Source organism: Tsukamurella ocularis, from assembly GCF_024807615.1.
In the GTDB taxonomy this organism is placed as follows: domain Bacteria; phylum Actinomycetota; class Actinomycetes; order Mycobacteriales; family Mycobacteriaceae; genus Tsukamurella; species Tsukamurella ocularis.
The window spans coordinates 277583-303473 of the sequence record NZ_JANUCJ010000003.1; the positions used below are offsets into that span (position 1 = coordinate 277583).

The following is a 25891-nucleotide window of genomic DNA, read 5'->3' on the forward strand; positions in this document are numbered from 1 at the left end:
CATCCGGAAGCGAGAGCCGCAACCGGTCAGCCGATCGCGGCCACCGCCGGCGCGGCCGCCCCCGAGTCGGTCGTCGCGCGACGTCGACGGTCCGCGATCGCCAGCGCAATGATCGCGGCGGGCACCAGGATGTCGACGATGAGGATGCCGCCGGTGTTGCCGGGCCGGTGATCGCCGTGCGCGAACCACTGATCGAGATGCCCGAAGGCCGCACCCCACAGGAAGATCGCGTAGCCGATGCCGTAGGCGAGCCGGAACCCCTGATGCCGCAAAACCAGAACGAAGGCCATCGCCGCGAAGCCGAGATTGGTGAAGGCGATCTCGAACTGGAAGGGATTCCCGGCGGGGAAGCCGATCTCGTTCGCCATCACATCCGGGGCGAGAAGGAAGAAAATGCCCACCCACGCCGCGCCCAGTCCGGCGGCGACGAGCATGGCCCGCTGCCAGATCTCGAGACGCTCGCCGGGCCTGCGGGCGGAGCGAACGGCGGCCCAGATCGCTGCGGCGGCCGGGAAGATCAGCGGGGTGGAGGTGTGGACGAGGTATTGAAGCGATGCGTTCATGACTCAGTCTTAACACGTTAATATTAATGGGTCAAGACTTCTGTAGTCTGGAGGACATGGACGAACCCGACGAGGGCCTGGGCGATGTGCTCAACCACATCACGATGCTGCTCGGTGTCGTGACGCGCGAGTACGGGGCACCCGGCGCGCTGAGCTACAGCCGGATGCGGCTCCTGGGCACCCTCGAGGAGGTGCAGCCCTCGACGCAGCACGAGCTGGCGCAGGCGATGCTCGTCTCCGACGCGGCCGTCAGTCGCATGCTGACCACTCTCGTGCCCGAGGGGCTCGTCACCGTCGAACCCGATCCCGAGCACGCGCGCCGGCGCCTGGTGCGCCTCACGGCGAAGGGTGCGGAGCAGTTCCACGCGTCGAGTACCGACTACGCGAAACAGTTCCGAGAAGCCCTCGCCGCGAGGGACTTCCCGTACGAGCAGTACTTGCGCGACAGCATCGCACTGCGCGACCTCCTCGCGACCGCTGCGGGCCGCGGCTGACCGCCCTCCCTAGCGGGACGTGCAGCGCCCTCGCGCGTCGTTCACTCCCGAGGTCCATGGACCTAGGGACGCGACCGCCCCGCTAGGGAGCGGCCCGAGCGGAGCGAGGGTCAGTTGCCGAGGATCGCTTCGATCTCGCGCTCCTCGACGTCGTTGACCGTGGCGGGCGAGAACTTCGGGTCGCGGGTCTTGTCGATGAGCACCGCGCGGATGCCCTCGACGAAGTCGGGGCGGCGGACCAGGCGGGCGCCCACGACGGCCTCCTCGGCGAGACACTGCGCCAGGGTGCGGTTGCGCGACTCCTGGATGAGGTCGAAGGTGACGAAGACCGAGGTGGGGCACGCCGTGGAGAGCTGCTCGCGGGCGGTGTCGGCCCACGCGCCGGAGGTCGTGGCGAGGCCCGCGAGGATCTCCGTGACCGAGTCGCGGCCGAAGACGTCGGCGATCTCGTCCAGCGGCAGTGTCGAGGCGGGGGCCGTGTCGCCGAAGCGGGCGAGGACACCGTCGAGCTCCTCCCCGGCGAGGAGGTCGGCCTTGACGTCCGACATGGCGGACGACGGCACGAAATGCGTAGCGAGCCCGACGGCGAGCGCGTCGCCGGCGCCGATCCTGGCGGCGGTCATGCCCATCAGCTCGCCGAAGCCCTCCGGGAGGCGGCCGAGGATGTGCGTGGCGCCCACGTCGGGGAGGAAGCCGATCGCGACCTCGGGCATGGCGATGAGCGCCTTCTCCGAGACGACGCGGTGCGAGCCGTGGATCGAGACGCCCACGCCGCCGCCCATGTTCACGCCGTCGATGAGGGCGATCACGGGCTTGGGGAACTCCGCGAGCCGCAGGTTCATGTCGTACTCGTCGCGGAAGAACGGGGTGAAGTCCTCCCCTGCCACTACCTGGTCGCGGATGGCACGGATGTCGCCGCCGGCGCAGTAGGCCTTGGGCGAGGCAGAGGTGAGGAGCACGCGGGTCACGGCGTCGTCGGACTCCCACGCCTGGAGCGCCGCGTCGATCGCGTGCACCATGTCCATGGTGAGCGCGTTGAGCGCCTTCGGACGGTTCAGCTCGATGTGGCCGGTGCCCCCGGCCACGGTGGTGACGATCTCGGCGTCGCTCACAGCCCACTCCTCGCGATTAGTCGCATATCCAACTAAATCAGTATGGCAGGTGCCCGCGTAACCTGGACGCGCGATGGCGAATCTTCTCGGCGCGGATGCGCTGCACCTCGAGTACCCGACCAAGACGGTCTTCGATTCGGTCTCCCTCGGCGTCAACGAGGGCGACCGGATCGGCATCGTCGGCCGCAACGGCGACGGCAAGTCCAGCCTGCTCGGCATGCTGGCCGGCACCCGCGAGCCCGACTCCGGGCGCGTGACCCGGCGGGGCGGCGTCCGGGTGGGCGTGCTCACCCAGACGGACCTGTTCGACGACGAGGACACCGTCGGCCACTCCGTGGTGGGCGACACCCCCGAGCACGTCTGGGCGGGCGATCCGAAGGTGCGCGACATCCTCGCCGGCCTGCTCACCGACCTGCCGTGGGACGCGCGCCTCGGCGAGCTGTCCGGCGGGCAGCGACGGCGCGTGCAGCTGGCGCAGCTCCTCGCCGGCGAGCACGACGTGCTGATCCTCGACGAGCCGACGAACCACCTGGACGTCGAGGCCATCGAGTGGCTCGCCGGCCACCTCAAGACCCGCTGGCCTGCGAACCAGGGCGGCCTGCTCATGGTGACCCACGACCGGTGGATCCTCGACGAGGTCTGCACCGCGACGTGGGAGGTGCACGACCGCATCGTCGAGCCCTTCGAGGGCGGCTACGCCGCGTACATCCTGCAGCGCGTGGAGCGCGACCGGCAGGCGGCGTCGATCGAGCAGAAGCGGCAGAACCTCGCGCGCAAGGAGCTGGCCTGGCTGCGCCGCGGCGCCCCCGCCCGCACCAGCAAGCCCAAGTTCCGGATCGACGCGGCCAACGCGCTCATCTCGGACGTCCCCGAGATCCGCGACAAGACCGAGCTGCAGTCGCTCGCGGTCTCCCGGCTCGGGAAGGACGTCGTCGACATCCTCGACGTCGGCGTGGCGTACGGCGACAAGCAGGTGCTCAGCGACATCGAGTGGCGCGTCGCGCCCGGCGAGCGCACCGGCATCCTCGGCGTCAACGGGGCGGGCAAGTCGACGCTGCTCGGTCTGATCGACGGTGCCGTCCAGCCCACGACCGGCACCGTCAAGCGCGGCAAGACCGTCAAGGTGCAGACCCTGACGCAGCGACTCGACGAGCTCGAGCAGCACTGGGAGGACCCGGTCCGGGTGGTGCTGGCGAACCTGGCCACGAGCTTCACCGTGGGCAGCGGCTCCAAGGCGCAGGATCTGACCCCGTCGCAGCTGCTGGAGCGCCTGGGATTCGCGAGCGCGCAGCTCTCGACGCCGGTCAAGGACCTGTCCGGCGGGCAGAAGCGGCGCCTGCAGCTGCTGCTCATCCTGCTCGACTCGCCGAACGTGCTGATCCTCGACGAGCCGACCAACGACCTGGACACCGACATGCTGGCCGCGATGGAGGACCTCCTCGACTCGTGGCCGGGCACGCTCATCGTGGTCTCGCACGACCGCTACTTCCTCGAGCGCGTCACCGACCAGCAGTACGCCATCCTCGAGCGACGCCTGCGGCACCTGCCCGGCGGCGTGGACGAGTACCTCGCCCTGCGTCGCGCCCAGCACGGCGCGGCCTCCGGATCCGGTTCCGGCCGTGCGGGTTCGGCGATGGCCGACACCCCGGCCGATTCCGGGCTCAGCGGCGCCGAGCTGCGCGCCGCGCAGAAGGAGGTCACGGCGGTCGAGCGCCGGATGACCAAGCTGACGGAGCAGGTCGAGAAGGCGAAGCTCGCGCTGGCCGAGCACGACCAGGGCGACTACGCCGGCCTCGCGGACGAGATGAAGAAGATCTCCGCGCTGGAGGACGAGCTGGCCGAGCAGGAACTGCGGTGGCTGGAGCTGTCGGAGGCGCTGGAGGACTAACTAGCTATCGAAATGTTCACGCGACACAAGCCGCATCTGAGTATCAAGCACCTCAGAAGAAGAGAACCGTCGCAGCCGACCCGAGCGTTGCGCCTCCGAGAGCAGACACCGCCCCCAGAAGTGTTGCATATCTTAGAGATTTCGCTTCAGCACGCGTGGCCACTTCCGCCACCGAAGCTCGCACAGTCGACATGTCAAGCATTTCAACCTCGTTTGCATGCGAATCAAACAAGACTCCAAGCTCAGCCAATTTCTTCTGCTCCACTTGCTGAACGAATCGACGGTGCCACTCTCTCCAAGAGGGAACTTGCAGATCAATCGAGGCCAATGCGAGCCACTGTGCAGACAGCAGTTGCTTCACGCGTCGACCTGATCCACGATCTTCCCATCGCGCGGGAATCGATTCCTTGAAGTGATACCACGGACTTCGAGTTGATCTGTCATAGGCGATCGCCAGCGTGTCACTGGCATCACATCGAGCTCTCCAGCCCCAGTACAAGATCGCCTTGGCAACAGAACTTGCGCGCGCAAAAGACTCGATCAGGGTTGACAAGTCCGCTCTAATTTGCCTAAGCAGGTCAACTTCGTCGAGTTCGTATGAATACGGCGTCGCGATTGAGTCGATCGGAAGGTTTCCTACAAGCAACTTGTAGCCTTCATCCGTAGATTCGGCGCCATAGGTCACAAGGTCACCATGAAAGAACCTGTGTTGACAGCCTCGCGAGCATGCAATAACGGTCGCTTCGAACCCTGCTTGCTTAGCCACGGACTCGACAACATCGAACACGATATGCCCTCCCGACCCGGATTTTCGAGAATTAGCCTGGTGCCATTGCACATAAAGCGCCGATCCGTCCCATGAAACCAAGTAGTCGTCCGCAGGAACGTCATCCATACTTCGATATCTTGGCTGATTTTTAACCGGGACTCGAACGCGAAACTCAATCGAGCTGTTCAGGCGCAAAGCCTCGAAATCCCGTACCCCGATCACCGAATTTTCGTCTGTGGATTCAGGTTCCAAGTACGTCGTCGTGCACGCGTTGTCGATGTTCCGTTCCTGCGGGGCAGACAACACCTCCGCAACGCGCGAATCCGACTCGAGGGCCTCGATAATCTTCAAACTAACCGACTCCGAAAGCTCGCGCGCTTCCGGGACCGTGAACATCGGTTTGGCGTCGTTTCCCAGCCTCAGTAAACAGATCGCGAAGCGTGTGACCCGAATAGGCTGAGCGGAATCGCCCTCTTCACCCTGGTCCTCGATTGCCCTACTCTCATCGACTACATTGCCTTCTCCCATTCCACCATGATAACGGTCAGCACCCAAGCCACCTCCGCTTCTGAAGGAATCGGTGGAACGATCGGTATTCATTTAAGGCGCACCGGTGATCAAGAACGCATTCGCCCCGAGAGGTCTGCCTGACTCGGAGGTGTGGAGCCCCTGGACTCGACACTCAACCGGGCCGGCGCCGCGCTACCGGGCTCAGGCGACGTTCGCCGCGTACTTCGCCGGATCCGCGTCGAACTTCGGGGCGCACGAGGGGCAGCAGAAGAAGTACCGCTCGCCGTCGAAGTCGCGGAACAGTCCGCGCGCCTCGGCGGTGGACTTCACCACCGGGTTGCCCACCATGACGGGGCAGGTGGTGTTCTCGTCCGCCGCCTGCGCGGCGCTCGCAGGCGCGGCGCCCAGCCGGATGTCCTCGGTCTGCGAGGAGTTCGTGCTGCAGCAGCTCATGTCGGTGGTGTCCTCTCGGTCGGTGGAAGGGATTCGGTTCTCGGGGCGATCGGCCGGAGCCTGCCCCGCCGCGCTGCGGAATCCACGCAGGCGCAAGCTGTTCCCGACGACGAAGACGCTCGAGAAGGCCATCGCCGCGCCGGCGAGCATCGGGTTGAGCATGCCGAGCGCCGCCACCGGGATAGCCGCGACGTTGTAGGCGAAGGCCCAGAACAGGTTCGTCTTGATCGTCCGGAGCGTGGTGCGCGACAGGCGGATCGCGTCGACGGCGGCCCGCAGGTCGCCGCGGACCAGGGTGATGTCTGCCGCCTCGATGGCGACATCGGTGCCCGTGCCCATCGCGAGTCCCAGGTCGGCGGCGGCGAGCGCGGGCGCGTCATTGACCCCGTCGCCGACCATCGCCACGACGCGGCCCTCGGCCTGCAGGCGGGTCACCACGGCGACCTTGTCCTGCGGCATGACCTCGGCGATCACCTCGTCAATGCCGACCTCTGCCGCGATCTTCCGGGCGGCGGCCTCGTTATCGCCGGTGAGCAGCACGGGCGTCAGCCCCAACGCCCGCAGCCCCCGGATCGCCTCCGCACTGGTGGGTTTCACGACATCGGAGACCACGAGGATCCCGCGCGCCGCGCCGTCCCAACCGGCCACGACGACCGTCGCACCCTGCGCCTCGGCGTCCGCCTTGGCCGCAACAAGCCCGTCAGACAGACCCAGCGCCCAGTCGGCGAGCAGCGATGCGCGACCGACGATCACACCGTGGCCGTCGACGACACCCTGCACACCCAGGCCCTCGATGTTCGCGAAACCCTCAACGGGTGAGAGCGTTCCGACCTTCGCGATTGCCCCCTTGGCGATGGCCTGCGCGATCGGATGCTCGGAGGCGTCCTCGAGGGCGCCGGCGAAGCGCAGCACGTCGAGCGGGTCGACTCCCTGCTCGGTGATCACGTCGACCAGCGTCATCCGGCCGGTGGTCACGGTGCCGGTCTTATCGAGCACGACGGTGTCGACGCGGCGGGTCGATTCGAGGACCTCGGGGCCCTTGATCAGGATGCCCAGTTGGGCGCCCCGACCGGTGCCGACGAGCAGCGCCGTCGGCGTGGCGAGGCCCAGCGCGCAGGGGCAGGCGATGACGAGCACCGCGACCGCCGCAGTGAAGGCCGCGGAGACCGGGAAACCCGCTCCCAGCCAGCCGCCCAGGGCGATGACGGCGATCGCGATGACGATCGGCACGAAGATCCCGGAGATCCGATCCGCGAGGCGCTGGACCTCGGCCTTGCCGGTCTGGGCCTCCTCCACCAGCCGTGCCATCTGCGCGAGCTGCGTGTCCGCGCCGACGCGGGTGGCCCGCATCACGAGTCGTCCGCCGGCGTTGACCGTGGCGCCGGCGACCGCGTCGCCGGGGCCGACCTCGACGGGCACCGATTCGCCGGTGAGCATCGAGGCGTCGACCGCGGACGTACCGGAGACGACCACGCCGTCGGTGGCGATCTTCTCGCCGGGCCGCACGACGAACTCGTCGTCCGCGCGCAGCTCGTCGACGCCGATCTTCACCTCGACGCCGTCGCGAAGGAGGGAGACCTCCTTGGCGCCGAGCTCGAGCAGCGCGCGCAGCGCCGCCCCGGCCCGCCGCTTGGAGCGCCTCTCGAAGTAGCGCCCGGCGAGGATGAACATGGTGACGCCGGCGGCTACCTCGAGGTAGATGTTCGCGGCACCGTCGGACGGCGCGAGCGTGAGGGAGAACGGGTGCGTCATCCCCGGCTCCCCGGCGGTGCCGAGGAACAGGGCGTACAGCGACCAGAGGAACGCCGAGAGCGTGCCCATGGAGATGAGGGTGTCCATCGTGGCCGTGCCGTGCTTGAGGTTCGCCCACGCCGCCTTGTGGAAGGGCCATGCGCCCCACAGGATCACGGGCGAGGCCAGCGCCAGGGAAGCCCACTGCCAGTAGGTGAACTGCAGCGCGGGCACCATCGCCATCGCGATGACGGGGGTGCTGAGCACCACGGCGCCGATGAGCCGGGTACGGAGCGAGGCAAGTTCCACGTCCGCGGGAGCGCTCTCCTCGCCGTCCGGGCCCGACGGTGCCGCCGCCCCGGACAGCGTGGCGCTGTAGCCGGTGCCGACGACCTCATCGATGATGCGCTGCGGGTCGACGCCCTCGGGCGCGACGACCTTCGCCTTCTCGGTGGCGTAGTTGACGGTGGCGCTCACGCCGTCGATCTTGTTGAGGCGCCGCTCGATCCGGTTGGCGCACGAGGCGCACGTCATGCCACCGATGTCCAGTTCGATGTGCGCGCCGCCGGTGGTGCCGGGTGTGCTCATGGTCGATTCCTCCTCTTCTTCGGTGGTGGTCAGTGCCCGCCGTGGCCGGCGGCCGGAGCGGGGGCGGATGGGGTCGTGGGGTTCTGCGGCGCCGCGGACGCGGACGCGTCGACGACGAAGCTCGCGGTGCGCACCACCCCGTCGACCTGGAAGTCCAGGTACAGCAGGTAGCGGCCCGCGGTGGGGGCCTGCGCCTGGAAGGCGATGGCGGGCCCGCCGGTATCCCCAGGCTTCGGCTCCGTGCCCTCGGGGTGCACGTGCAGGAAGCCGAGGTCGCCCTGGCGGAGCGCGACGAGGTGACCGAAAGCGCCGAGGTAGGGCTGGAGCGCCGTGACGGGCGCACCATCGCGGCTGACGCGCAGCGTGACGGGGCTCGAGGCGCCGGCGACGAGGTCACCGTCGAGCGTGACGGTGTAGCCGTCGACCTGGGCCGTGCGCGACGGTGCCGGATCGGCGGGCGCGTAGCCGCCCGCGACCTCGACGGTGCGGGTCAGCGTGACGGCGGGCCCGGTGGCGGGCGCGAAATCGGCGTAGAGGCGGTAGGTGCCGGCCTCGACCCAGCTCCACGGGAGCGACCACACGCCGGTGGCGCGGTCGAGCGTGGGATGGACGTGCCGGAACTGCGTGCCGTCGGCGCGGACGGCGATGAGGTGCAGGTCCTTCTCGTGCGTCGTGGTGTAGGCGGTCACGGGGGCTCCGGTGGCGTCCTCGATGCGGAAACCGAGGGTGCCGGCCTCCCCCACGGCGCGTGGCGCCGCGACCGAGGCGAAGGTCAGCCCTTCGGCGCTGAGGGCGACGCCCTTGAGCGGGGCCATCGCAGCGGGGGCGGCCGCGGCCGGGCCGCCGGACCCGCTATGGCCCTGGTCCGCCTGGGCGTTCCATCGGGCGACGGTGCCATCGGGCACCACGGCTCCGGCGATGCCGTGAGCGCCGCCGAAGGCGACGACGAGGCCGGCGCCGTAGACCGCCAGCGTGGCCGCCGGGTTCATCGAGCGCCGCTTCGTCTTCCGGCCGTCCATGGTTCCTCCTCGGTCTGCGGTACCCCCGGTGGGTATCTGACTTGAATGTATACCCCAGGGGGGTATCTGACAAGGCCTCGACGGCCCCGATTCCGAGAAGGGTGAGAAGAGCGCGCCTACGGCACGACGGTGGCGCCCGGCACCGGGCCGGAGGCCACACGCACCGTCCGGCACACGCCGGCGCCGGCCAGTTCGGTGCCCACGTCGACCGCGGCGTCGGCGCTCGCGCAGAGGAAGGCGCAGGTGGGGCCGCTGCCGGAGACGATGCCGGCGAGCGCACCCGCCTCGATCCCAGCGCGCAGCGTGCGCCGCAGGCCCGGCTGCAACGAGAGCGCGGCGGCCTGCAGATCGTTGGTGAGCAGCGGCGCCAGGCGGTGCGGATCGCCGGAGGCCACTGCGGCGAGCAGCGCATCGGGGCTGCCCGCCCGCGGTGGGTCACCGGCCTCGCGCAGCCGGTCGAGCTCGCGATACACGGCGGGGGTACTCAGTCCCTCGCGAGCCAAGGCGAGCGTCCAGTGGAACTCGCCGCGGGCCAGCGCGGGGATCAGCCGCTCGCCGCGGCCGGTGCCGAGCGCGGTGTGGCCGTGCAGCGAGAAGGGCACGTCAGAGCCGAGCATCGCGGCCACCTCGTCGAGTTGGTCGCGGCTGATCTCGAGGCCCCAGAGGGTGGCGGCACCGAGTAGCGCGGCGGCCGCGTCCGCGGACCCGCCGGCCATCCCGCCCGCCACGGGGATGCCTTTGACGATGTCGATGCGCATGTTCGGGTCCCGGCCGTAACGCTCGGCGAGCGCGACGACGGCGCGAGCCGCCAGGTTGGTGGGGTCGGTCGGTACGTCGCGGACGCCCTCGCCGGTCACGTGCAGGGCCAATGCGTCGGACGGGGTGAGGGTCACGTCATCATGCAGGGAGAGTGCCTGAAAGACGGTGACCAGCTCATGGAAGCCGTCGGGTCGCACGTCACCCACCCCGAGGTGGAGGTTCACCTTGGCGGGCGCCCGCACGGTCAGAGGTGTCGGTACCACGGAAAGCACGCGGTCCAGACTACGGGGCAGCGTCTGCCGGCCGAGCGGCGGCGAGGGCGGCGAACTGCTCGACCGACAGCTTCTCGCCGCGCTCGCGCGGATCGATACCCGCCGCGAGCAGCAGCTCCTCCGCCGCGGCGGGCGATCCCGCCCAGGTCGCGAGGGCGGCACGCAAGGTCTTGCGGCGCTGAGCGAAGGCTGCGTCGACGGCCGCCCACAGACGGGCACGGTCCACGTCGGGCCGACCATCGGGGCCGTGCAGGTCGATCCGCACCAGGCCGGACTCGACGTTGGGCTCGGGCCAGAACACCGCCCGCCCGACGGTGCCGGCCTTGCGGACGCGCCCGTAGTACGCCGCCTTCACCGACGGGACGCCGTAGACGCGCGAGCCCGGGGGCGCGGCGAGCCGGTCGGCGACCTCCAGCTGCACCATGACCAGCACCGTCCGCAGCGTGGGGACCTCGGCCAGCAAGTGCAGCAGCACCGGCACTGAGACGTTGTACGGGAGATTCGCGACGAGCACCGTCGGCGATCCCGCGACGGAGACCTGCGCGCCGGAGACCTTGAGCGCGTCCTCGCCGATCACGGTGAGGTTCCCGGCAAGCTCGGGCGCGCGTTCGGCGACGGTCTTCGGGAGCTGTTCCGCGAGAACGGGATCAATCTCGATGGCGGTGACGGATGCGGCGGCGTCGAGCAGCGCGAGCGTGAGCGAGCCGAGGCCGGGCCCCACCTCGAGCGCGACGTCGTCGGGCCGCACGTCGGCGGCGGCGACGATCTTGCGGACCGTGTTCGGGTCGTGCACGAAGTTCTGTCCCAGCGTCTTCGTGGGACGAACGGACAACTGCTCGGCCAGCGCGCGGATCTCCGCGGGTCCGAGCAGTCGTGCCTGATTCTTGAATTCGGCGCCGGTCACCGGAGTGACTCTACCGAGCTACTCCGAATTACCGGAGAGCCCGAGGCGTGCGGAGCAGGACGGCCACGCACCCCAGCCCTGCGCCCTGAGCGTCTTGCGGGCGATATCGATCTGCTCCTCGCGGGTGGCGAGGTCGGCGCGCGGCGCGTACTTGCCGCCGCCGTGTCGCAGCCAGGTGCCGTAGTCGAACTGGACGCCGCCGTAGAAGCCGTTCCCCGTGTTGATCGACCAGTTGCCGGTCGACTCGCACTGGACGAGCCGGTCCCAGACGGAGCCCGGGGCGACGAAGGGCGCGCCCGGGGCGGTGCCCACGGCCGTGACGCCGGCGATGCCCGCGTCGAGGACCTTGGAGCCCACCTTCTCGCGGGAGACGACCTTGCCGTCCACCACATGCTCGCGGTACTGAACCTCCTGCTTACCCGGCTTGCCCGGGTCCGTGATCTGCGTCTTGCCGTTGGTCAGCTTCGGATCGTCGACCTTCTTCGGCGGGGCCGTGTACGGCTCTGTGACCGTGACCGTCGACGTCCGGTTCCGGTTGACCGAGATGGTCATGCCGGGGGTGACGGGGGTGCCCGCGCTCGGCGTGACGGCGTCCTGCTGGATCAGCGGAACGCCCATCTTGGCCAGGTACTCGCCGACGGTGCGGCCGGCGGCGTTGGCGACGACCTTGCCGCCCGCGTCCAGGACGGTGGCGGTGACGGGCGTGACCACCGAGACAGCGGCACCGTCGAGCGGGACCTGCGCGTCGAGCGGGAGGGAGACGAAGTTCCTCGCGTCGCCGAGGCCGGCCGAGGCGAGGGCGGCGCCGAGCGTCAGGTCGGTGGTCTTGACGGTGCGGACCGTGCCGTTGACGTTGACCGCGATGTCACGGTCGTGCTGCACGGTGATCTGCTGACCGGGCTTGACCGACTCACCGAGGCCGGGGCTCACGCGGTCGGAGGCGTCGGCATCGATGCCGGCAGAGCCGAGGATCGACTTCACCGAGCGGCTCATCGTGGAGACCTCGTGGGTCTGACCGTCGACCGTGACTGTGAAGTCCTGGTACAGCGCCGCGGCGGTGCCACCGGAGGCCATCAGGGCGACCAGCATGGCGCCGGTGACGGCGCGGACGGGAGTGTTTTCCAGCTTGGCGGACAGGCCGCTGAGGAGACCGGGCCCGTCGTCGTCGGACGCGGTCCGCGGGGCCGGCTCGGGAGCATCATCGGACTCGCCGTCGAGAAGGGAGGGCTCCGGGAGCTCTTCGGCCCGCGGATGCTCCGCGTTGAACTTCTCCTCGGCCTCGAGGGCCAGGCTTTCGGCCTCCGCGACGGCGTCGTCGCCATACACCTCAGCCTCGAGATCGATGATCTCGCGGTCCGCCTCGGGATCGAGGCGCCGCCCCTCGATGTCGCTGAACCGGGCGAAGACCTGGGTCACGTCGAACTCGGCGGTGCGCTCCCGGGTGGAGCCGAAGGCGCCGCGGCGCGGGGGCGAGGTGGGCTGATCCACCGTGGTGGTGTTGTCGTCTGCGTCGAGCTCAGGCACTGGTGACTATCCCTACGGAGGCTGCGATGGACTGCCGATCGGGCGACGTTTCGGTCGCCGTTACATCACAGTACGGTAACGGAGAAGTGGGAGGCGTGCCAGCTTCTGTTCATTTCGCGCCCGCGAATGTGGCACCGAACACACGTTCCGCGGTCGCCGTAGTGGCCGCCGCGATCTGCTCTGGTGCCACTCCGCGCAGGTCAGCGAGGTAACGCGCGGTGTATGGGATGCAGTACGACTCGTTGGGCGTACCCCGGTACGGGTGCGGTGTGAGATACGGCGCGTCGGTCTCGACAAGTAGTTGACCGTCCGGAACGAGGCGCGCGGCCTCCTGCAGCTCGGTGGCGTTCGTGAACGTGACGGTGCCCGAGAAACTGAGGACGTAGCCTCGGTCCACGCACTCCCGAGCCATCGCGGCGTCGCCGGAGAAGCAGTGGAAGATCACCGTCTCCGGGGCGCCGAAGCGCTCGAGATCGGCGAGGATGTCGGCGTCGGCCTCGCGATTGTGGATCATCAGCGGCTTGCCCAGTCGCTTGGCCAGGTCGATGTGCCACTCGAAGGCCGCGTGCTGCTGTGCCGGCGTCGCGACGCCCTCCCGCTTGCCGAGCCAGTACCAGTCGAGCCCCGTCTCCCCGATCGCCACGCAGCGCGGGTCGGAGGCCAGGAGCTCGAGCTCGGCCGGCGCACCGTCGACCTCGAGCTGGTGTGCGTCGGTCGGATGCAGGGCCACGGCGGCGAAGACCCGCTCGTCCCAGCGGCTCGCCTCAATCACATACCGCGCCTGGTCGAGATCGCAGGCGACGGTGACGACGCGGTCGACGCCGACGGACGCCGACCGGTCGACCAGCTCCTGCACGGCCTCGGGCGTGCGAGCGCGGCACCCGTCGAGGTGCGTGTGCGCGTCGATGAGGCCGGGTAGCGGCGCGGGCAGCGGAGGCGGCGGCTTCTTCTTCCCCATGACTTCCATTGTCCCGGTACCGCCCCCGGGGCCCGTCGTCGGACCATGTTTAATCCGACGTTAAGCAGCCGCGAAGACACTTCTGGTGTGCTCCGTGCGGTGTCCCGACCGAGGAGAACGAATGAAGAAGACCATCCTGTCCGCCGCCGTCATCGGCGGTACCGCGGTGCTCGCCGCCTGCAGCACGACCGGCGGGGAGCCCGTCGCCGCGCCCTCGTCGGGGGTGCCAGTCGCCTCGTCTCCGGCCGCGTCGTCGGCCGGCGCCTCCCCCGGGACGACGGTGCCGGTCCCCGCCGGCCTGGACTACGGCGCGTACCCGACGAAGGCCCGCACGATCACCGCCTCCGAAAACCGATCGTGGGTGGCCGAGGGCAACCGGATGGGCGACGAGGCGCTCATCCAGGCCAACGAGGTCGACCCGCGCCTGATCCTCGGCGGCGCGGGACTCCGCTCGTACCCCGTGCTCGTCGGCGACGGGCTCCGCAGCCGCGTGCCCGACGCCACGGCCCGGGCGTTCCAGGCCAACACGATGCGCGTGGGCATGACGACTACGCGCGGCGACGCGCTCGACAAGCCGACCGTCGCCGTGCGCATTGGCCTGTACCGCTTCGAGACCCCCGACGCCGCGAAGCAGGCCGTTGACGCCATACGCACGGCCACCGCCGCGGCGCCGAAGGTCCGCATCACCGTCGACGGTGCGCCGGACGTGCTGGCCTCGGAGTTCAAGCCCGGCACCGTCGACGCCTACGTCGTGCAGGGGCCCTTCGTTGTGAACGTCAGCGGCACCGGACCGACCACGGCTCAGGGCGCCCAGTTCGTGACAAAGGCGTATTCCCTCGAGTTGCCGAAGCTCAAGGGCTTCGCGCCGACCGCCGTCGACCAGATCCGCAAGCTCGACGTCGACAAGGACGGCATCCTCTCGCGGGCCCTCCCCGCGAGCGGCTCCCAGGATCCGACCCTCCAGGAGAACTGGTACACGTGGAACGGCCAGCTGCACCGGATCCCGGACATCACCAAGACGGAGACCTATCGCGCCGCGGGCATCGACCTGTTCGGCAACACCGGCAGCGGCAGCATCGTCCACCGCACGCGCGATGCGGCGGCCGCAACCACGATGGTGCAGACCATCGCGGGCAAGAACCCCGCCGTCGCCGGCATTCCCCAGCTGCCCACGGTGAAGTGCATGACGGGCGGCGACCTCACCTACTGCTGGATCCCCGTGGGGCGCTACGTGGCCTCGGTCTACGACAGCAACGCGGCGGTCGCGCGGCAGAAGGCCGCCGCACAGTTCTCCATCCTCGCGACCACGCCGTAACCCCGCCGCCGGGCGCGGGAGACCCGCGTCCGGCGGAGGTTCCGCGGCTACTCGGACTCGGGCTCGACGTACCGCGGGAAGACACCCTGGGGCTTGGGCAGCGCGGTGCCCGCGGCGAGGCGGGTGCCGACGGCCTCGAAGGCGCGCCGGTCCTTCGGCTGCTCCAGCAGCGTCAGGAGCTCCTCGGCCGACTCCGGCATCACCGGCTGCAGCAGCAGCGCGACCTGGCGGACCACCTCGGCGGTCGTGTACAGCACCGTCCCCATCCGCTCGGGGTCGCTCGCCTTGAGCTTCCACGGCTCCTGCGCCGAGAAGTAGCGGTTGGTCTCGGCGAGGACCTCCCAGATCGCCTCCAGGTAGAGGTGCAGCGCCTGGTCGCCGACGTGCCGGCGGACCGTCGACAGCAGGCCGTCGGCCCGGGCGAGGAGGGCCTCGTCGGCGGGCGTGAACGGGCCCGGCGTCGGAACCGTACCCGCGCAGTTCTTGTTGATCATCGACAGCGAACGCTGTGCCAGGTTGCCGAGCTCGTTGGCGAGGTCGGAGTTGATCCGGCCGACGATCGCCTCGTGGCTGTAGCTGCCGTCCTGGCCGAAGGAGACCTCGCGGAGCAGGAAGAAGCGCAGCGCGTCGAGACCGTACTCGGCGATGAGGGCGTGCGGGTCGACGACGTTGCCGACCGACTTGCTCATCTTCTCGCCCTTGTTGAACAGGAAGCCGTGCGCGAAGACCCGCTCGGGCAGCTCGATCCCCGCGCTCATGAGGAACGCGGGCCAGTAGACGGCGTGAAACCGGATGATGTCCTTGCCGATGATCTGCAGCTTCGGCGGCCAGAACGTCGAGAACTGCTGCGACTCCGTGTCGGGGTAGCCGGCGCCGGTGAGGTAGTTGGTGAGCGCGTCCACCCAGACGTACATGACGTGGTCCGGGTCGCCGGGGACGGGAACGCCCCAGTCGAAGGTGTCGCGGCTGATCGAGAGGTCCCGGAGACCGCCCTTGATGAAGCTGACGATCTCGTTGCGCCGGGTGGCGGGCTCGAGGTACCCGCCCTCGCGGTCGAGCAGGGCGAGGAGCCGGTCCTGGTAGGCGGACAGCTTGAAGAAGTAGGACGCCTCCTCGGTCCACTCGACCTCGGTGCCGGTGTCGGTGGAGACGCGGGTGCCGTCCTCGGTGACGGTGGTCTCGTCCTCGGCGTAATAGGCCTCGTCCCGCACGGAGTACCAGCCCGAGTACTTGCCCAGGTAGATGTCGCCGGCGTCGACCATCTTCTGCCAGATGGCCTTCGACGCCTCGTAATGATCGGCATCGGTGGTGCGGATGAACCGGTCGAAGGTCGAGCCGACGGCGCGCTGCAGCGCCTCGAAGGCCGCGGCGTTGCGGTCGGCGAGGGCCTTGACCTCGATGCCTTCCTTGGCCGCGGTCTGCTGCATCTTGATGCCGTGCTCGTCGGTGCCCGTCAGGTAGAAGACGTCGAAGCCGTCGAGTCGCTGGAAGCGCGCGATCACGTCGGTGGCGATGTACTCGTAGGCGTGCCCGATGTGGGGCACGCCGTTCGGGTAGGCGATCGCCGTGGTGATGTAGAAAGCCTTGTCTGCAGCCATGGTGCGCCCAGCTTATCGGTGCACCGCAAGCGTGTTCCGGGCGGAATCACGAAGTGGATCGACAGGCCCCGGCGCCGTCCGGGACGGACGTCAGCCGGCGAGGGCGGAGGTAGGGACCGCGTCCAGCGCGACGACGGCGCCGGACTCATCGAGGCGGAAGCGGGCGATGTCCCGGCCGTAGCGGACGTAGACCACGTCGTAGTCCACGCCGATGACCTCGGTGTCGACGGTCGGCAGTGTAGTGGCGGTACCCGCGTACTCGCCCTCCGCGTAGAACCGGACCTGGCTGCGCTCGCCATGGGCCACATGCACCCAGGCCAGTCGCCCGCCGAGGTCCGTGCCGCCGTTGATCACCGGGTTCATCGCTCCTCCTCGTGAGTTGGGTGGCGGGCGGATCGGGTGGGTGGGAGAGATCCGCCGGCCGAGACCCACTCTTCCGGCCCGACCCGTCCGGGCACATCGGGTAAAACCCCCATTCCTCCCCGAGATCGCCGCGCGGGGCCGTGACAGGATGGCGCGGTGCAACCGGTCGACATGCTGCGGGCGCTCCGCGAGCGCGGCCACCGGCCCGCCGCGCTGTTCGGCGCGTGGGGCGGCTTCCGTGCCGTGATCGCCCCGGATCCCCGGCTCGAGCCGGGCAGCGCGCCCGACGGTGCGCCGTGGCTCGGAATCGTCGGGTACCCGGACACGACGGACGAACCGCGGCTGGTGCCCGAGATCATCGGCGGAGATCCCGGGCCGCTGCTCCTGCTCCACGACGAAGGCCGCTGGTCCTGCACCGATCCCGCGTTCCCGATCCCCGACGCCGCGCCCGCACCGCGCCGGTGGGCGGCCACGTGGACCGCACCCGACCGCGCCGACCACCGCACCGCCGTCCTCGCCTGCCAGGAGGCGATCCGCGCGGGCGACGTCTACCAGGTGAACGTGTGCACCCGCTTCGGCGGCGCCCTCGCCGGCGACCCGCTGGATCTGTTCGCCGACATCGCCGCCGCCACCCGCCCCGCCAAGGCCGCCTACCTCGAGGGCGACTGGGGCGCGGTCGCCTCCTTCTCCCCCGAGACCTTCCTCACCGAGCGCGACGGCCTGCTCACGGAGCGGCCCATCAAGGGCACGCTGCCGCTGACCCGGCCGCCGGAGGACCTGCGCGCCAGCGTCAAGGACGTCGCGGAGAACGTGATGATCGTGGACCTGGTGCGCAACGACCTCAGCCGCGTCGCCGCGACCGGCACCGTCCGCACACCGGAGCTCCTGCGCGTCGAGCCCGCGCCCGGGGTCTGGCACCTGGTCTCGACGGTGACCGCTCGGCAGCGACCGGGCACCACCCGTGCGCAGCTGCTCGACGCGACCTTCCCGCCCGCGTCGGTCACGGGCACCCCGAAGCTCTCCGCCCGCGAGCGGATCGCCCTGTGGGAGCGGCACACCCGCGGCAGCTACTGCGGCGCGATCGGCATCGACCATCCGCTGACCGGGCTGGACCTCAACGTCGCGATCCGCACCGTCGAGGCGCGCGACGGTGCGCTCCGACTCGGCGTGGGCGGCGGCATCACCATCGACTCCGAGCCCGACGCGGAGTGGCGCGAGTGCCTGGACAAGGCCGCGTCGATCGTCGGCTACCGCGGATCTCCCTCGCACGGGTGACGCCGCCCAGCGCCGCGGGTCGCGCCTCGGCCGCATGATTGACCTCCGCGCCCCCGCGCTCCGCGGCGTCCTGCTGTTCCTGGCGGTTCAGTCGTCGGAGTCCGAGCGCCGCTGTGCGAGGGCCGCCTCGTAGAGCTCGCGCTTGGAGGCGCCGGTCTCCGCGGCGACGGCGGCGCAGGCGTCCTTGAGCCGCTCCCCCGCGTCGACGCGGCGCAGGACAGCGGCGACGTGGTCCTCGGGATCGGCGGAGACCGGATCGGCGCCGGAGACCACGACGGTGATCTCGCCGCGCACCCCGTCGGCGGCCCACGCGGCGAGCTCGCCCAATGTGCCCCGGCGGACCTCCTCGTAGGTTTTGGTGAGCTCGCGACACACCGCAGCGCGACGCTCGGGTCCGAGGACCTCGGCGGCGTCCGAGAGCGTCTCGGCGAGGCGATGCGGCGACTCGAAGAACACGGCCGCCCGCCGCTCGGAAACGAGCTCCGCAAGCCAGGATCGTCGGGCACCGGACTTGCGCGGGGCGAAACCGTCGAACAGGAACCGCTCGACCGGCAACCCCGACAAGGCCAGCGCGGTGGTGACGGCCGACGGCCCGGGCAGGCAGGTAACCCGATGGCCTGCCTCGACGACAGCCGCGACCAGGCGGTATCCCGGGTCGGACACCGACGGCATGCCCGCGTCGGTGATGAGGAGGACGGTCTCGCCGACATCGAGCGCGGCGAGCAACTGCGGGATGCGACCGGCCTCGTTGTGGTCGTAGAAGCTGAGGATCCGGCCGCGCGGTTCGACGTCCAGCGAGGCGGCCAGGGAGCGGGCGCGGCGGGTGTCCTCTGCGGCGATCACGTCCGCGGAACCGAGCGCCACGATGAGCCTCGCGGTGGCGTCACCGGGGTTGCCCATCGGCACTCCGGCGACGATCAATGCCCCGCGCGCGTCCTCTGTTCCCACGGGTCACACCCTACGATGGATCGCGTGACAGCTGTGGCGATGCCCGAGGGGCGTAGCGAGGACCGCGAGATGGTGAGCCCCGGCCCGCGGCTCCCGCCGGCGGTGTTCGGCGCGACGGACCGCGCCTTCGGCTGGACCGTGACGCTGGTGCTGACCGCGGTCGCGGCGGCCACCCGGTTCTTCAACCTCGGCTATCCGAGCAACACCGGTTTCATCGGCAGCACGCCGGTGCAGACTCCGGTCTTCGACGAGAAGCACTACGCGCCGCAGGGCTGGCAGGTGCTCTCGGGTGGGCAGTGGATCGAGGACAACCCGGGATTCGGGCTGATCGTGCACCCGCCGGTGGGCAAGTGGATGATCGCGATCGGCGAGTGGCTGTTCGGCTACGGCCCGCTGGGATGGCGGTTCATGTCGGCGGTGTGCGGCACGCTGCTCGTGTTCCTGGTGATCCGCGCGGCGCGACGGCTCGCGCGGTCCACGCTGATCGGCGGCCTGGCCGGACTGTTCCTCATCTGCGACGGCCTGACGATGGTCTCTTCGCGGGTCGCGCTGCTCGACATCTTCCTGGTCTTCTTCGGCTTCGCCGCGTTCTCGTTGATCCTCGTGGACCGCGATCAGATGCGGGAGCGGCTGCATCGCGCGGCGCTCGAGGGACGGATCACCGATTCGCTCTACGGGCCGCGGCTGGGGTTCCGCTGGTGGCGGTTCTCCGCAGCGATCATGGTGGGCCTGGCGTGCGGCGTGAAGTGGTCGGGTGCCTACTTCCTCATCGGCGTCCTCGCGCTGTCGTTGGCCTTCGACGTGGCCAACCGGCGCCAGTACGGCGTGCTGCGCCCGTGGCGCGGGGTGCTGCTGCGGGACCTGATCCCGTCGGGCATGTCGCTCGGGGTGGTCCCGGTGCTGGTGTACCTGGGCACCTTCTGGCCGTGGTTCTCGTCGGAGACCTCGGTCTACCGGTACGCGGTGGGGAACCAGGTCGGCGCGGACGGCCCGTTCGGCTGGGTGCCCGCGGCGCTGCGTTCCCTGTTCTTCTACGAGAATTCGATCCTCGACTTCCACGACGGCCTGACCAATTCCGCCGGCAACCACCACCCGTGGGAATCCAAGCCGTGGACCTGGCCGATGGGCCTGCGACCGATGCTCTACCACTACACCGCGGACCAGTCGGGCGGCATGTGCGGCGACGGGCCGTGCGTCCGCGCGGTGATGGCGGTCGGCACGCCGGCGCTGACCTGGATAGCGGTCCCCGTGGTCCTGTGGGCGCTGTGGAAGATGGTCGTCAAGCGGGACTGGGCCTACGCCGCGCCCGTGACCATGTACTTCGCGACCTACCTGCCCTGGTTCCTCAACCTGGACCGGCAGATGTACTACTTCTACGCGCTCACCCTGATGCCTTTCCTGTGCATCATGATCGCGCTGATCTGCCGCGAAGTGTTGGGCCTCGACGGTCGCGCCCGGTACTTCGGCTTCGAGCGGCTGCAGCTGGGCCGCTGGCTGGTGGTGCTGTACGCGACCATCGTGGTGTTGAACTTCGCCTGGCTGTGGCCGATCCTCACCGCGACGCCGATTCCGATGTGGTGGTGGCGCCTGGAGCTCTGGCTGCCCAGCTGGCAGTAGGCCTTTCCCTCGGGGCCGGGCACCAGGGGTGCATCACCGCTGGGCGGGGCCGCACTCAGACCGTCGCGGGGACGCGGGTCTCGCGGGCCAGCATCCAGGCGATGGCGGCGAGGACGCACAGGGCCGCGGTGATGGCGAAGGCCCAGGTGAAGCCGAAGTACTGGGCGATGGCGCCGGCCAGCAGCGGCCCGGAGATCGTGCCGGCGTCCTGCGCCATCTGGTAGGCCGAGAGCGCGCCTCCGCTGCGGCCCTTGCCCTGCAATACGTCGGCGAGGGAGGCCTGCATCGTCGGGGCGACGAGACCCGTCCCGATCCCGGCGACGACGGTAACGAGGAACGCGACCAACACCGAATCGGTGAAGCCCAGCGCCAGCGTGCCCGCGGCGATGACGAGCATGCCGACCACGATGAACGGCCGGCGGCCGTAGCGGTCGGAGGCGCGGCCCGCGGGGAACATGGCGAGCACGTCACCGGCGGCGTAGGCGGCCAGCGCGTATCCGGCGATCGCGGCGGGCTGATCGAGGACAGCGGCGAAGAACAGCGGCAGCAGCGAGACCCGCATCGAGTACACCCAGCCGAAGACCACCGACGTGAAGAGTGCGGCCAGGTAGGCGGAGTCGGCGAGGGCCTCGCGCACCGTCGCGCCCGGTTGGGAGGACGCCTCCTGCCGGCCCGCGAGGGTGCTGCCGCGCAGCGCGATCCCCACGACGAACGTGGCGACGACGAGCGCGATGGCGTAGACGATGAACGGCACCTGCAGGCCGAAGCCGACGAGCGCGCCGCCCAGCAGCGGGCCGCAGATGCCGCCGAGCACGAAGCTCGACGAGTAGACACCGCTCACCCGGCCGCGGATCTCGGCGGGCGCGATGCGGATCATCAGGCCCATCGCGGAGACGGTGAACATCACCGAGCCCACGCCGCCCAGCCCACGAAAGAGCATGAGCTGCCAGTAGCTCTGCGCGAAGGCCACCGCCAGGGTCGAGGCGGCGACGATCAGCAGCCCCGTCATGTAGATCCAGCGCTCGCCGAACGCCTTCACCAACGGGCCGGTCGCCGGGGCGAAGGCGAGCCGCATGATCGCGAAGGCGCTGACGACCGCGGAGGCGGCGCCGATGCCGACGTCGAAGGTGCGGGCGAAGGCGGGCAGGGCGGGCGCGACGACGCCGTAGCCGAGGGCGATCACGAAGCTCGCCGCGACGAGGACCCAGACCTCCGGCGGTACCCGCTGCGGCGCGGGCGCGGAAGCTGCTGAGTTCACCGAAACATCATCCGCTAAGAACGCGTCAAGACCCGCATCGGGGGCGTTAACGCAGCCTTGATCCGGCCTCGAACAGTGGTCGAGTGGAGCCCATGGACATCTCCAACGCGCTGGCCCTCGCGGCCACGATCCTCACCCTGGCGTACCTCCTGTACGCCCTGCTGCGCCCGGAGCGCTTCTGATGAGCGACACCGTCTCCGGGCTGCTAACGATCGGCACCCTGGTCGCGGCGCTGGCGATCGCCTACCGCCCGCTCGGCGACTACCTGGCGCACGTCGTCACCACGCCGAAGCACTGGCGCGTCGAGCGCGTTGTGTACCGCCTCGTCGGCGCCGACCCCGAGGCCGAGCAGGGCTACCGCACCTACGCGGTGGCGGCGCTCGCGTTCAGCGCCGTGAGCATCGTCGCGCTCACGATCCTGCTGCTGGCGCAGGGCTGGCTGCCCGGCGTCGAGCCGAAGCAGTGGCGCTTCGACGAGGCCCTCAACACCGCGATCTCCTTCGTCACCAACACCAACTGGCAGTGGTACTCGGGCGAGAGCGCCATGAACCTCATCGCGCAGGCGATCGGCCTCGCGGTGCAGAACTTCGTCTCCGCCGCCGTCGGCATCGCGGTCGCCGTCGCGCTGATCCGCGGCTTCGTCCGCTCCCGCACCGACCGGCTCGGCAACTTCTGGGTGGACCTCACCCGCATCACGCTGCGCGTACTGCTGCCGATAGCGGTGATCGGCGCCGTCATCCTCATGGCGCAGGGCGTCGTGCAGACGCTGTGGCAGCGGCACGAGATCGTCGGGCTCGACGGGCAGAAGCAGGTGCTCACCGGCGGACTCGTCGCGAGCCAGGAGGTCATCAAGCTCCTCGGCACCAACGGTGGCGGTTACTTCAACGCCAACTCCGCGCACGCCTTCGAGAACCCGACAGCCGCGACCAACCTGTTCCAGATCTTCCTCATCCTGCTCATCCCCGTGGCGTTGCCCCGCATGCTGGGCAACCTCGTCGGCAGCCACCGGCAGGGCTACGCGATCCTCGGCTCGATGACCGTGATCTTCGCGGTCTCCACCGCGATCTCCATCGGCGCGCAGCTGGGCAACCAGGGCACGGCCGGCAGGGCCGCGGGCGCCGCGCTCGAAGGACAGGAGCTGCGGATCGGGCAGTGGGGCACCGGCCTGTTCGCGACCGCCACCACCAGCACGTCGACGGGCGCCGTGAACGCCGCGCACGACAGCCTGACCCCGGGCGCCGGCGGCGCCGCGCTGGTGAACATGCTGCTCGGCGAGATCAGCCCCGGCGGCGTGGGCTCCGGCCTCTACGGCATGCTCGTCATCGCCGTCCTCACCGTCTTCCTCTGCGGCCTCATGGTGGGCCGCACCCCCGAGTACCTCGGCAAGAAGATCGGCCGCACCGAGATCACCCTCGCCGCGCTGTACATCCTGGTGATGCCCGCGCTGGTGCTGGTCGGCACCGCCGCCACGGTGGTCCAGGAGCAGGGCGTCGCCGCCATGACCAACGACGGTGCGCACGGCCTCTCCGAGGTCCTCTACGCCTACGCCTCGGCCGCGAACAACAACGGCAGCGCCTTCGCCGGCCTCGCCGTCGACACCCCGTGGTTCAACTACACCCTCGGCGCGGCGATGCTGCTCGGCCGGTTCGCGCCGATGATCGCGATCCTCGCTCTGGCCGGTGCTCTCGCCAAGCAGCACCCCGTGCCCGCCACCGCGGGCACCATCCCCACCCACCGCCCGCTGTTCGTGGGCCTCACCGTGGGCGTCGTGGTCCTGGTGGCCGGATTGACCTTCGTCCCCGCCCTCGCGCTCGCACCGATCTCGGAGGTCACCCAGTGACGAACACGCTGACCGACGCCACCCCGTCGGACCCGAAGGCCGTCACCCAGACGCCGAAGCGGCGCTCCGCGTTCTCGCTCACCGAGCTCACGTCGGCGCTGCCCCGCGCGGTCGCGAAGCTGGACCCGCGCACGCAGATCCGGCAGCCCGTCGTCTTCGTGGTGTGGATCGCCTCGGTGTACACCACCGCGCTGGCGATCGTGACCCCCTCGGTGTTCGCGTGGGCCGTGACCGTCTTCCTCTGGGCGACGGTGCTCTTCGCGAACCTCGCCGAGGCCGTCGCCGAGGGCCGCGGCCGCGCGCAGGCAGATTCGCTCCGCAAGGCCAAGACGGAAACGATCGCGCGGCTGCGCACCGACACCGGAGAACACCAGGTGCCGGGCTCCGAACTGAAGGTCGGCGACCTCGTGATCGTCGACGCCGGCGAGGTCATCCCCGGCGACGGCGACGTCGTCGAGGGCATGGCCACCGTCGACGAGTCGGCGATCACCGGCGAGTCCGCCCCCGTCGTACGCGAGTCCGGCGGCGACCGCTGCGCCGTCACCGGCGGCACCCGCGTGCTGTCGGACCGCATCGTCGTCGAGATCAAGACCGAGCCGGGCAAGAGCTTCATCGACCGGATGATCGGCCTCGTCGAGGGCGCCAACCGGCAGAAGACGCCCAACGAGATCGCCCTGAACATCCTGCTCACCGTGCTCACGATCATCTTCCTGCTGGCCGTCGCGACGCTGCAGCCGATGGCGATCTACTCGGGCGGCGCGGTCGACGTGGTGGTTCTCGTCGCGCTGCTCGTCTGCCTCATCCCCACGACGATCGGCGCGCTGCTCTCCGCGATCGGCATCGCCGGCATGGACCGCCTCGTCCAGCGCAACGTGATCGCCAAGTCGGGCCGCGCTGTGGAGGCCGCCGGCGACGTCTCGACGCTGCTGCTCGACAAGACCGGCACCATCACCTACGGCAACCGGCGCGCCGCGTCCTTCCACCCCGTCGCGGGCGTCGACGAGCACACCCTGGCCGGGCACGCGCTGCTCGCCTCGCTGGCCGACGAGACCCCCGAGGGGCGCTCCATCGTCGACCTGGCGACGGAGCGCGGCCACACCGCGGCGAGCCGCGGCTCGAGTACGGGCCCAACGGCCCTTGGTTCCTTCGTGCCCTTCACCGCGCAGACCCGCATGTCCGGCGTCGACCTGCCGGACGGAACCCGGATCCGCAAGGGCGCCTCGGCGGCCGTGCTGGCCTGGGTGGCCGCGGAGCACCATGGCGACACCGCCGGCGAGGCCGTCTCCGAGGCCCTCGGCGCTATCGACGTGCGGCTGGCCGTCGACGAGATCTCCGGAACCGGCGGCACCCCCCTGGTGGTCGCGTACGCCGAGCCCGGCGCCGCGCCCGCCCTGCAGGGCGTCGTGCACCTCAAGGACGTGGTCAAGGCGGGCATGAAGGAGCGCTTCGCGCAGCTGCGCGAGATGGGCATCCGCACCGTCATGATCACCGGCGACAACCCGCTCACCGCGAAGGCCATCGCCGCGGAGGCGGGCGTCGACGACTACCTCGCCGAGGCCACACCCGAGGACAAGCTGGCGCTGATCAAGCAACAGCAGGAGGGCGGCCGCCTCGTCGCGATGACCGGCGACGGCACCAACGACGCGCCCGCGCTCGCGCAGGCCGACGTGGGCGTCGCAATGAACACGGGCACCTCCGCCGCGAAGGAGGCCGGGAACATGATCGACCTGGACTCCGACCCGACGAAGCTCATCGACATCGTGGAGATCGGCAAGCAGCTGCTCATCACCCGCGGCGCGCTGACCACGTTCTCCATCGCCAACGACATCGCGAAGTACTTCGCGATCATCCCCGCGATGTTCGTGCCGCTGGCCCCCGGCCTCGACGTGCTCAACGTGATGCGGCTGCACAGCCCGCAGTCGGCGATCCTCTCGGCGGTGATCTTCAACGCGCTCATCATCGTCGCGTTGATCCCGCTGGCGATGCGCGGCGTGAAGTACACCGCGAAGTCGGCCGACAAGCTGCTGGCGCGCAACCTCACCATCTACGGCCTCGGCGGCATCGTCGTCCCCTTCCTCGGGATCAAGCTGATCGACCTCGTCGTGCAGCTGATCCCCGGCCTCTCCTGAAAGA

21 protein-coding genes are annotated in these 25891 nt (G+C 69.9%); 8 read left to right on the plus strand and 13 right to left on the minus strand.

From position 1 onward, the window contains the following. Positions 1–26 precede the first annotated feature (26 nt). Positions 27–563, minus strand: coding sequence for a DUF6790 family protein (locus tag HNP44_RS12715; protein ID WP_259172129.1), 537 nt, complete (start codon positions 561–563; stop codon positions 27–29). 56 nt (positions 564–619) lie between these two features. On the opposite strand from HNP44_RS12715, the gene HNP44_RS12720 reads away from it, so the two are divergent. Further along, the gene (locus HNP44_RS12720) at positions 620–1057 is read left to right on the plus strand and encodes a MarR family winged helix-turn-helix transcriptional regulator (protein WP_259140780.1); all 438 of its coding nucleotides are present in this window, start codon (positions 620–622) and stop codon (positions 1055–1057) included. Positions 1058–1167: 110 nt separating this feature from the next. Here the strand turns inward: HNP44_RS12720 and HNP44_RS12725 are convergent, their stop codons facing one another. Then, positions 1168–2169 (minus strand): enoyl-CoA hydratase/isomerase family protein, encoded by a 1002-nt coding sequence (locus tag HNP44_RS12725; protein ID WP_259140781.1) that lies wholly within the window; start codon positions 2167–2169, stop codon positions 1168–1170. A 73-nt stretch (positions 2170–2242) separates the two neighbouring features. On the opposite strand from HNP44_RS12725, the gene HNP44_RS12730 reads away from it, so the two are divergent. Next, positions 2243–4057 (plus strand): ABC-F family ATP-binding cassette domain-containing protein, encoded by a 1815-nt coding sequence (locus HNP44_RS12730; RefSeq protein WP_259140782.1) that lies wholly within the window; start codon positions 2243–2245, stop codon positions 4055–4057. Positions 4058–4109: 52 nt separating this feature from the next. Here HNP44_RS12730 and HNP44_RS12735 read toward each other — a convergent pair whose 3' ends face one another. The 7 genes from HNP44_RS12735 to HNP44_RS12770 all read right to left on the minus strand — a co-directional run bounded on the left by HNP44_RS12735 (position 4110) and on the right by HNP44_RS12770 (position 13544). Next, entirely contained in the window at positions 4110–5354 is a 1245-nt protein-coding gene (locus HNP44_RS12735) for a hypothetical protein (protein ID WP_259140784.1), read from the minus strand. Between the two features lie 183 nt (positions 5355–5537). Further along, a complete protein-coding gene (locus HNP44_RS12740) occupies positions 5538–8108 on the minus strand; it encodes a heavy metal translocating P-type ATPase (RefSeq protein ID WP_259140785.1) in 2571 nt (856 codons plus the stop codon). Positions 8109–8137: 29 nt separating this feature from the next. Further along, positions 8138–9097 carry a heavy-metal-associated domain-containing protein gene (locus HNP44_RS12745; protein ID WP_259141174.1) on the minus strand — a complete coding sequence of 320 codons (960 nt, stop codon included), beginning with the start codon at positions 9095–9097 and terminating at the stop codon, positions 8138–8140. Between the two features lie 146 nt (positions 9098–9243). Further along, on the minus strand, positions 9244–10158 hold the full coding sequence (locus HNP44_RS12750; RefSeq protein WP_259140786.1) for a 4-(cytidine 5'-diphospho)-2-C-methyl-D-erythritol kinase: 915 nt from the start codon (positions 10156–10158) through the stop codon (positions 9244–9246). Positions 10159–10168: 10 nt separating this feature from the next. After that, a complete protein-coding gene (gene rsmA, locus HNP44_RS12755) occupies positions 10169–11062 on the minus strand; it encodes a 16S rRNA (adenine(1518)-N(6)/adenine(1519)-N(6))-dimethyltransferase RsmA (protein ID WP_259140787.1) in 894 nt (297 codons plus the stop codon). Between the two features lie 18 nt (positions 11063–11080). Then, a complete protein-coding gene (locus HNP44_RS20815) occupies positions 11081–12586 on the minus strand; it encodes a transglycosylase family protein (RefSeq protein ID WP_310437682.1) in 1506 nt (501 codons plus the stop codon). 109 nt (positions 12587–12695) lie between these two features. Continuing rightward, positions 12696–13544, minus strand: a complete 849-nt coding sequence (locus HNP44_RS12770) for a TatD family hydrolase (protein ID WP_259140788.1) — start codon at positions 13542–13544, stop codon at positions 12696–12698. Between the two features lie 121 nt (positions 13545–13665). Here HNP44_RS12770 and HNP44_RS12775 point away from each other — a divergent pair, with 121 nt between their 5' ends. Beyond that, positions 13666–14859 carry a DUF7373 family lipoprotein gene (locus tag HNP44_RS12775; protein WP_259140789.1) on the plus strand — a complete coding sequence of 398 codons (1194 nt, stop codon included), beginning with the start codon at positions 13666–13668 and terminating at the stop codon, positions 14857–14859. Between the two features lie 47 nt (positions 14860–14906). Here the strand turns inward: HNP44_RS12775 and metG are convergent, their stop codons facing one another. Continuing rightward, positions 14907–16457 (minus strand): methionine--tRNA ligase, encoded by a 1551-nt coding sequence (gene metG, locus HNP44_RS12780; RefSeq protein ID WP_259140790.1) that lies wholly within the window; start codon positions 16455–16457, stop codon positions 14907–14909. A 90-nt stretch (positions 16458–16547) separates the two neighbouring features. Further along, positions 16548–16820: a hypothetical protein gene (locus HNP44_RS12785; RefSeq protein ID WP_259140791.1), complete on the minus strand. Its 273-nt coding sequence runs from the start codon at positions 16818–16820 to the stop codon at positions 16548–16550. A gap of 156 nt (positions 16821–16976) precedes the next feature. Here HNP44_RS12785 and HNP44_RS12790 point away from each other — a divergent pair, with 156 nt between their 5' ends. Beyond that, positions 16977–18095, plus strand: coding sequence for an aminodeoxychorismate synthase component I (locus HNP44_RS12790; protein ID WP_259140792.1), 1119 nt, complete (start codon positions 16977–16979; stop codon positions 18093–18095). A gap of 87 nt (positions 18096–18182) precedes the next feature. Here the strand turns inward: HNP44_RS12790 and rsmI are convergent, their stop codons facing one another. Further along, positions 18183–19043, minus strand: a complete 861-nt coding sequence (rsmI, locus tag HNP44_RS12795; protein WP_259140793.1) for a 16S rRNA (cytidine(1402)-2'-O)-methyltransferase — start codon at positions 19041–19043, stop codon at positions 18183–18185. Between the two features lie 15 nt (positions 19044–19058). Between rsmI and HNP44_RS12800 the strand changes: the two genes are divergently transcribed. Next, positions 19059–20660, plus strand: a complete 1602-nt coding sequence (locus HNP44_RS12800; RefSeq protein ID WP_259140794.1) for a dolichyl-phosphate-mannose--protein mannosyltransferase — start codon at positions 19059–19061, stop codon at positions 20658–20660. Between the two features lie 55 nt (positions 20661–20715). Here the strand turns inward: HNP44_RS12800 and HNP44_RS12805 are convergent, their stop codons facing one another. After that, positions 20716–21918 carry an MFS transporter gene (locus HNP44_RS12805; protein ID WP_259140795.1) on the minus strand — a complete coding sequence of 401 codons (1203 nt, stop codon included), beginning with the start codon at positions 21916–21918 and terminating at the stop codon, positions 20716–20718. A gap of 92 nt (positions 21919–22010) precedes the next feature. Here HNP44_RS12805 and HNP44_RS12810 point away from each other — a divergent pair, with 92 nt between their 5' ends. From HNP44_RS12810 to kdpB, 3 genes are read left to right on the plus strand one after another with little or no spacing between them, the layout of a single operon-like run. Continuing rightward, positions 22011–22100 (plus strand): potassium-transporting ATPase subunit F, encoded by a 90-nt coding sequence (locus HNP44_RS12810; protein ID WP_074850389.1) that lies wholly within the window; start codon positions 22011–22013, stop codon positions 22098–22100. Continuing rightward, a complete protein-coding gene (gene kdpA, locus HNP44_RS12815; RefSeq protein ID WP_259140796.1) occupies positions 22100–23758 on the plus strand; it encodes a potassium-transporting ATPase subunit KdpA in 1659 nt (552 codons plus the stop codon). Before HNP44_RS12810 ends, kdpA begins: the two co-directional genes overlap by 1 nt. Then, the gene (gene kdpB / locus HNP44_RS12820) at positions 23755–25887 is read left to right on the plus strand and encodes a potassium-transporting ATPase subunit KdpB (RefSeq protein WP_259140797.1); all 2133 of its coding nucleotides are present in this window, start codon (positions 23755–23757) and stop codon (positions 25885–25887) included. Before kdpA ends, kdpB begins: the two co-directional genes overlap by 4 nt. The last annotated feature ends 4 nt before the right edge of the window (positions 25888–25891 follow it).

What these genes read in the sequence shown, in the direction of transcription:
- HNP44_RS12715 (WP_259172129.1), bottom strand. Translation starts at nt 563, where the DNA reads ATGAACGCATCGCTTCAATACCTCGTCCACACCTCCACCCCGCTGATC.
- HNP44_RS12720 (WP_259140780.1), top strand. Translation starts at nt 620, where the DNA reads ATGGACGAACCCGACGAGGGCCTGGGCGATGTGCTCAACCACATCACG.
- HNP44_RS12730 (WP_259140782.1), top strand. Translation starts at nt 2,243, where the DNA reads ATGGCGAATCTTCTCGGCGCGGATGCGCTGCACCTCGAGTACCCGACC.
- HNP44_RS12735 (WP_259140784.1), bottom strand. Translation starts at nt 5,354, where the DNA reads ATGGGAGAAGGCAATGTAGTCGATGAGAGTAGGGCAATCGAGGACCAG.
- HNP44_RS12740 (WP_259140785.1), bottom strand. Translation starts at nt 8,108, where the DNA reads ATGAGCACACCCGGCACCACCGGCGGCGCGCACATCGAACTGGACATC.
- HNP44_RS12745 (WP_259141174.1), bottom strand. Translation starts at nt 9,097, where the DNA reads ATGAACCCGGCGGCCACGCTGGCGGTCTACGGCGCCGGCCTCGTCGTC.
- HNP44_RS12770 (WP_259140788.1), bottom strand. Translation starts at nt 13,544, where the DNA reads ATGGGGAAGAAGAAGCCGCCGCCTCCGCTGCCCGCGCCGCTACCCGGC.
- HNP44_RS12775 (WP_259140789.1), top strand. Translation starts at nt 13,666, where the DNA reads ATGAAGAAGACCATCCTGTCCGCCGCCGTCATCGGCGGTACCGCGGTG.
- metG (WP_259140790.1), bottom strand. Translation starts at nt 16,457, where the DNA reads ATGGCTGCAGACAAGGCTTTCTACATCACCACGGCGATCGCCTACCCG.
- HNP44_RS12785 (WP_259140791.1), bottom strand. Translation starts at nt 16,820, where the DNA reads ATGAACCCGGTGATCAACGGCGGCACGGACCTCGGCGGGCGACTGGCC.
- HNP44_RS12800 (WP_259140794.1), top strand. Translation starts at nt 19,059, where the DNA reads ATGGATCGCGTGACAGCTGTGGCGATGCCCGAGGGGCGTAGCGAGGAC.
- HNP44_RS12810 (WP_074850389.1), top strand. Translation starts at nt 22,011, where the DNA reads ATGGACATCTCCAACGCGCTGGCCCTCGCGGCCACGATCCTCACCCTG.
- kdpA (WP_259140796.1), top strand. Translation starts at nt 22,100, where the DNA reads ATGAGCGACACCGTCTCCGGGCTGCTAACGATCGGCACCCTGGTCGCG.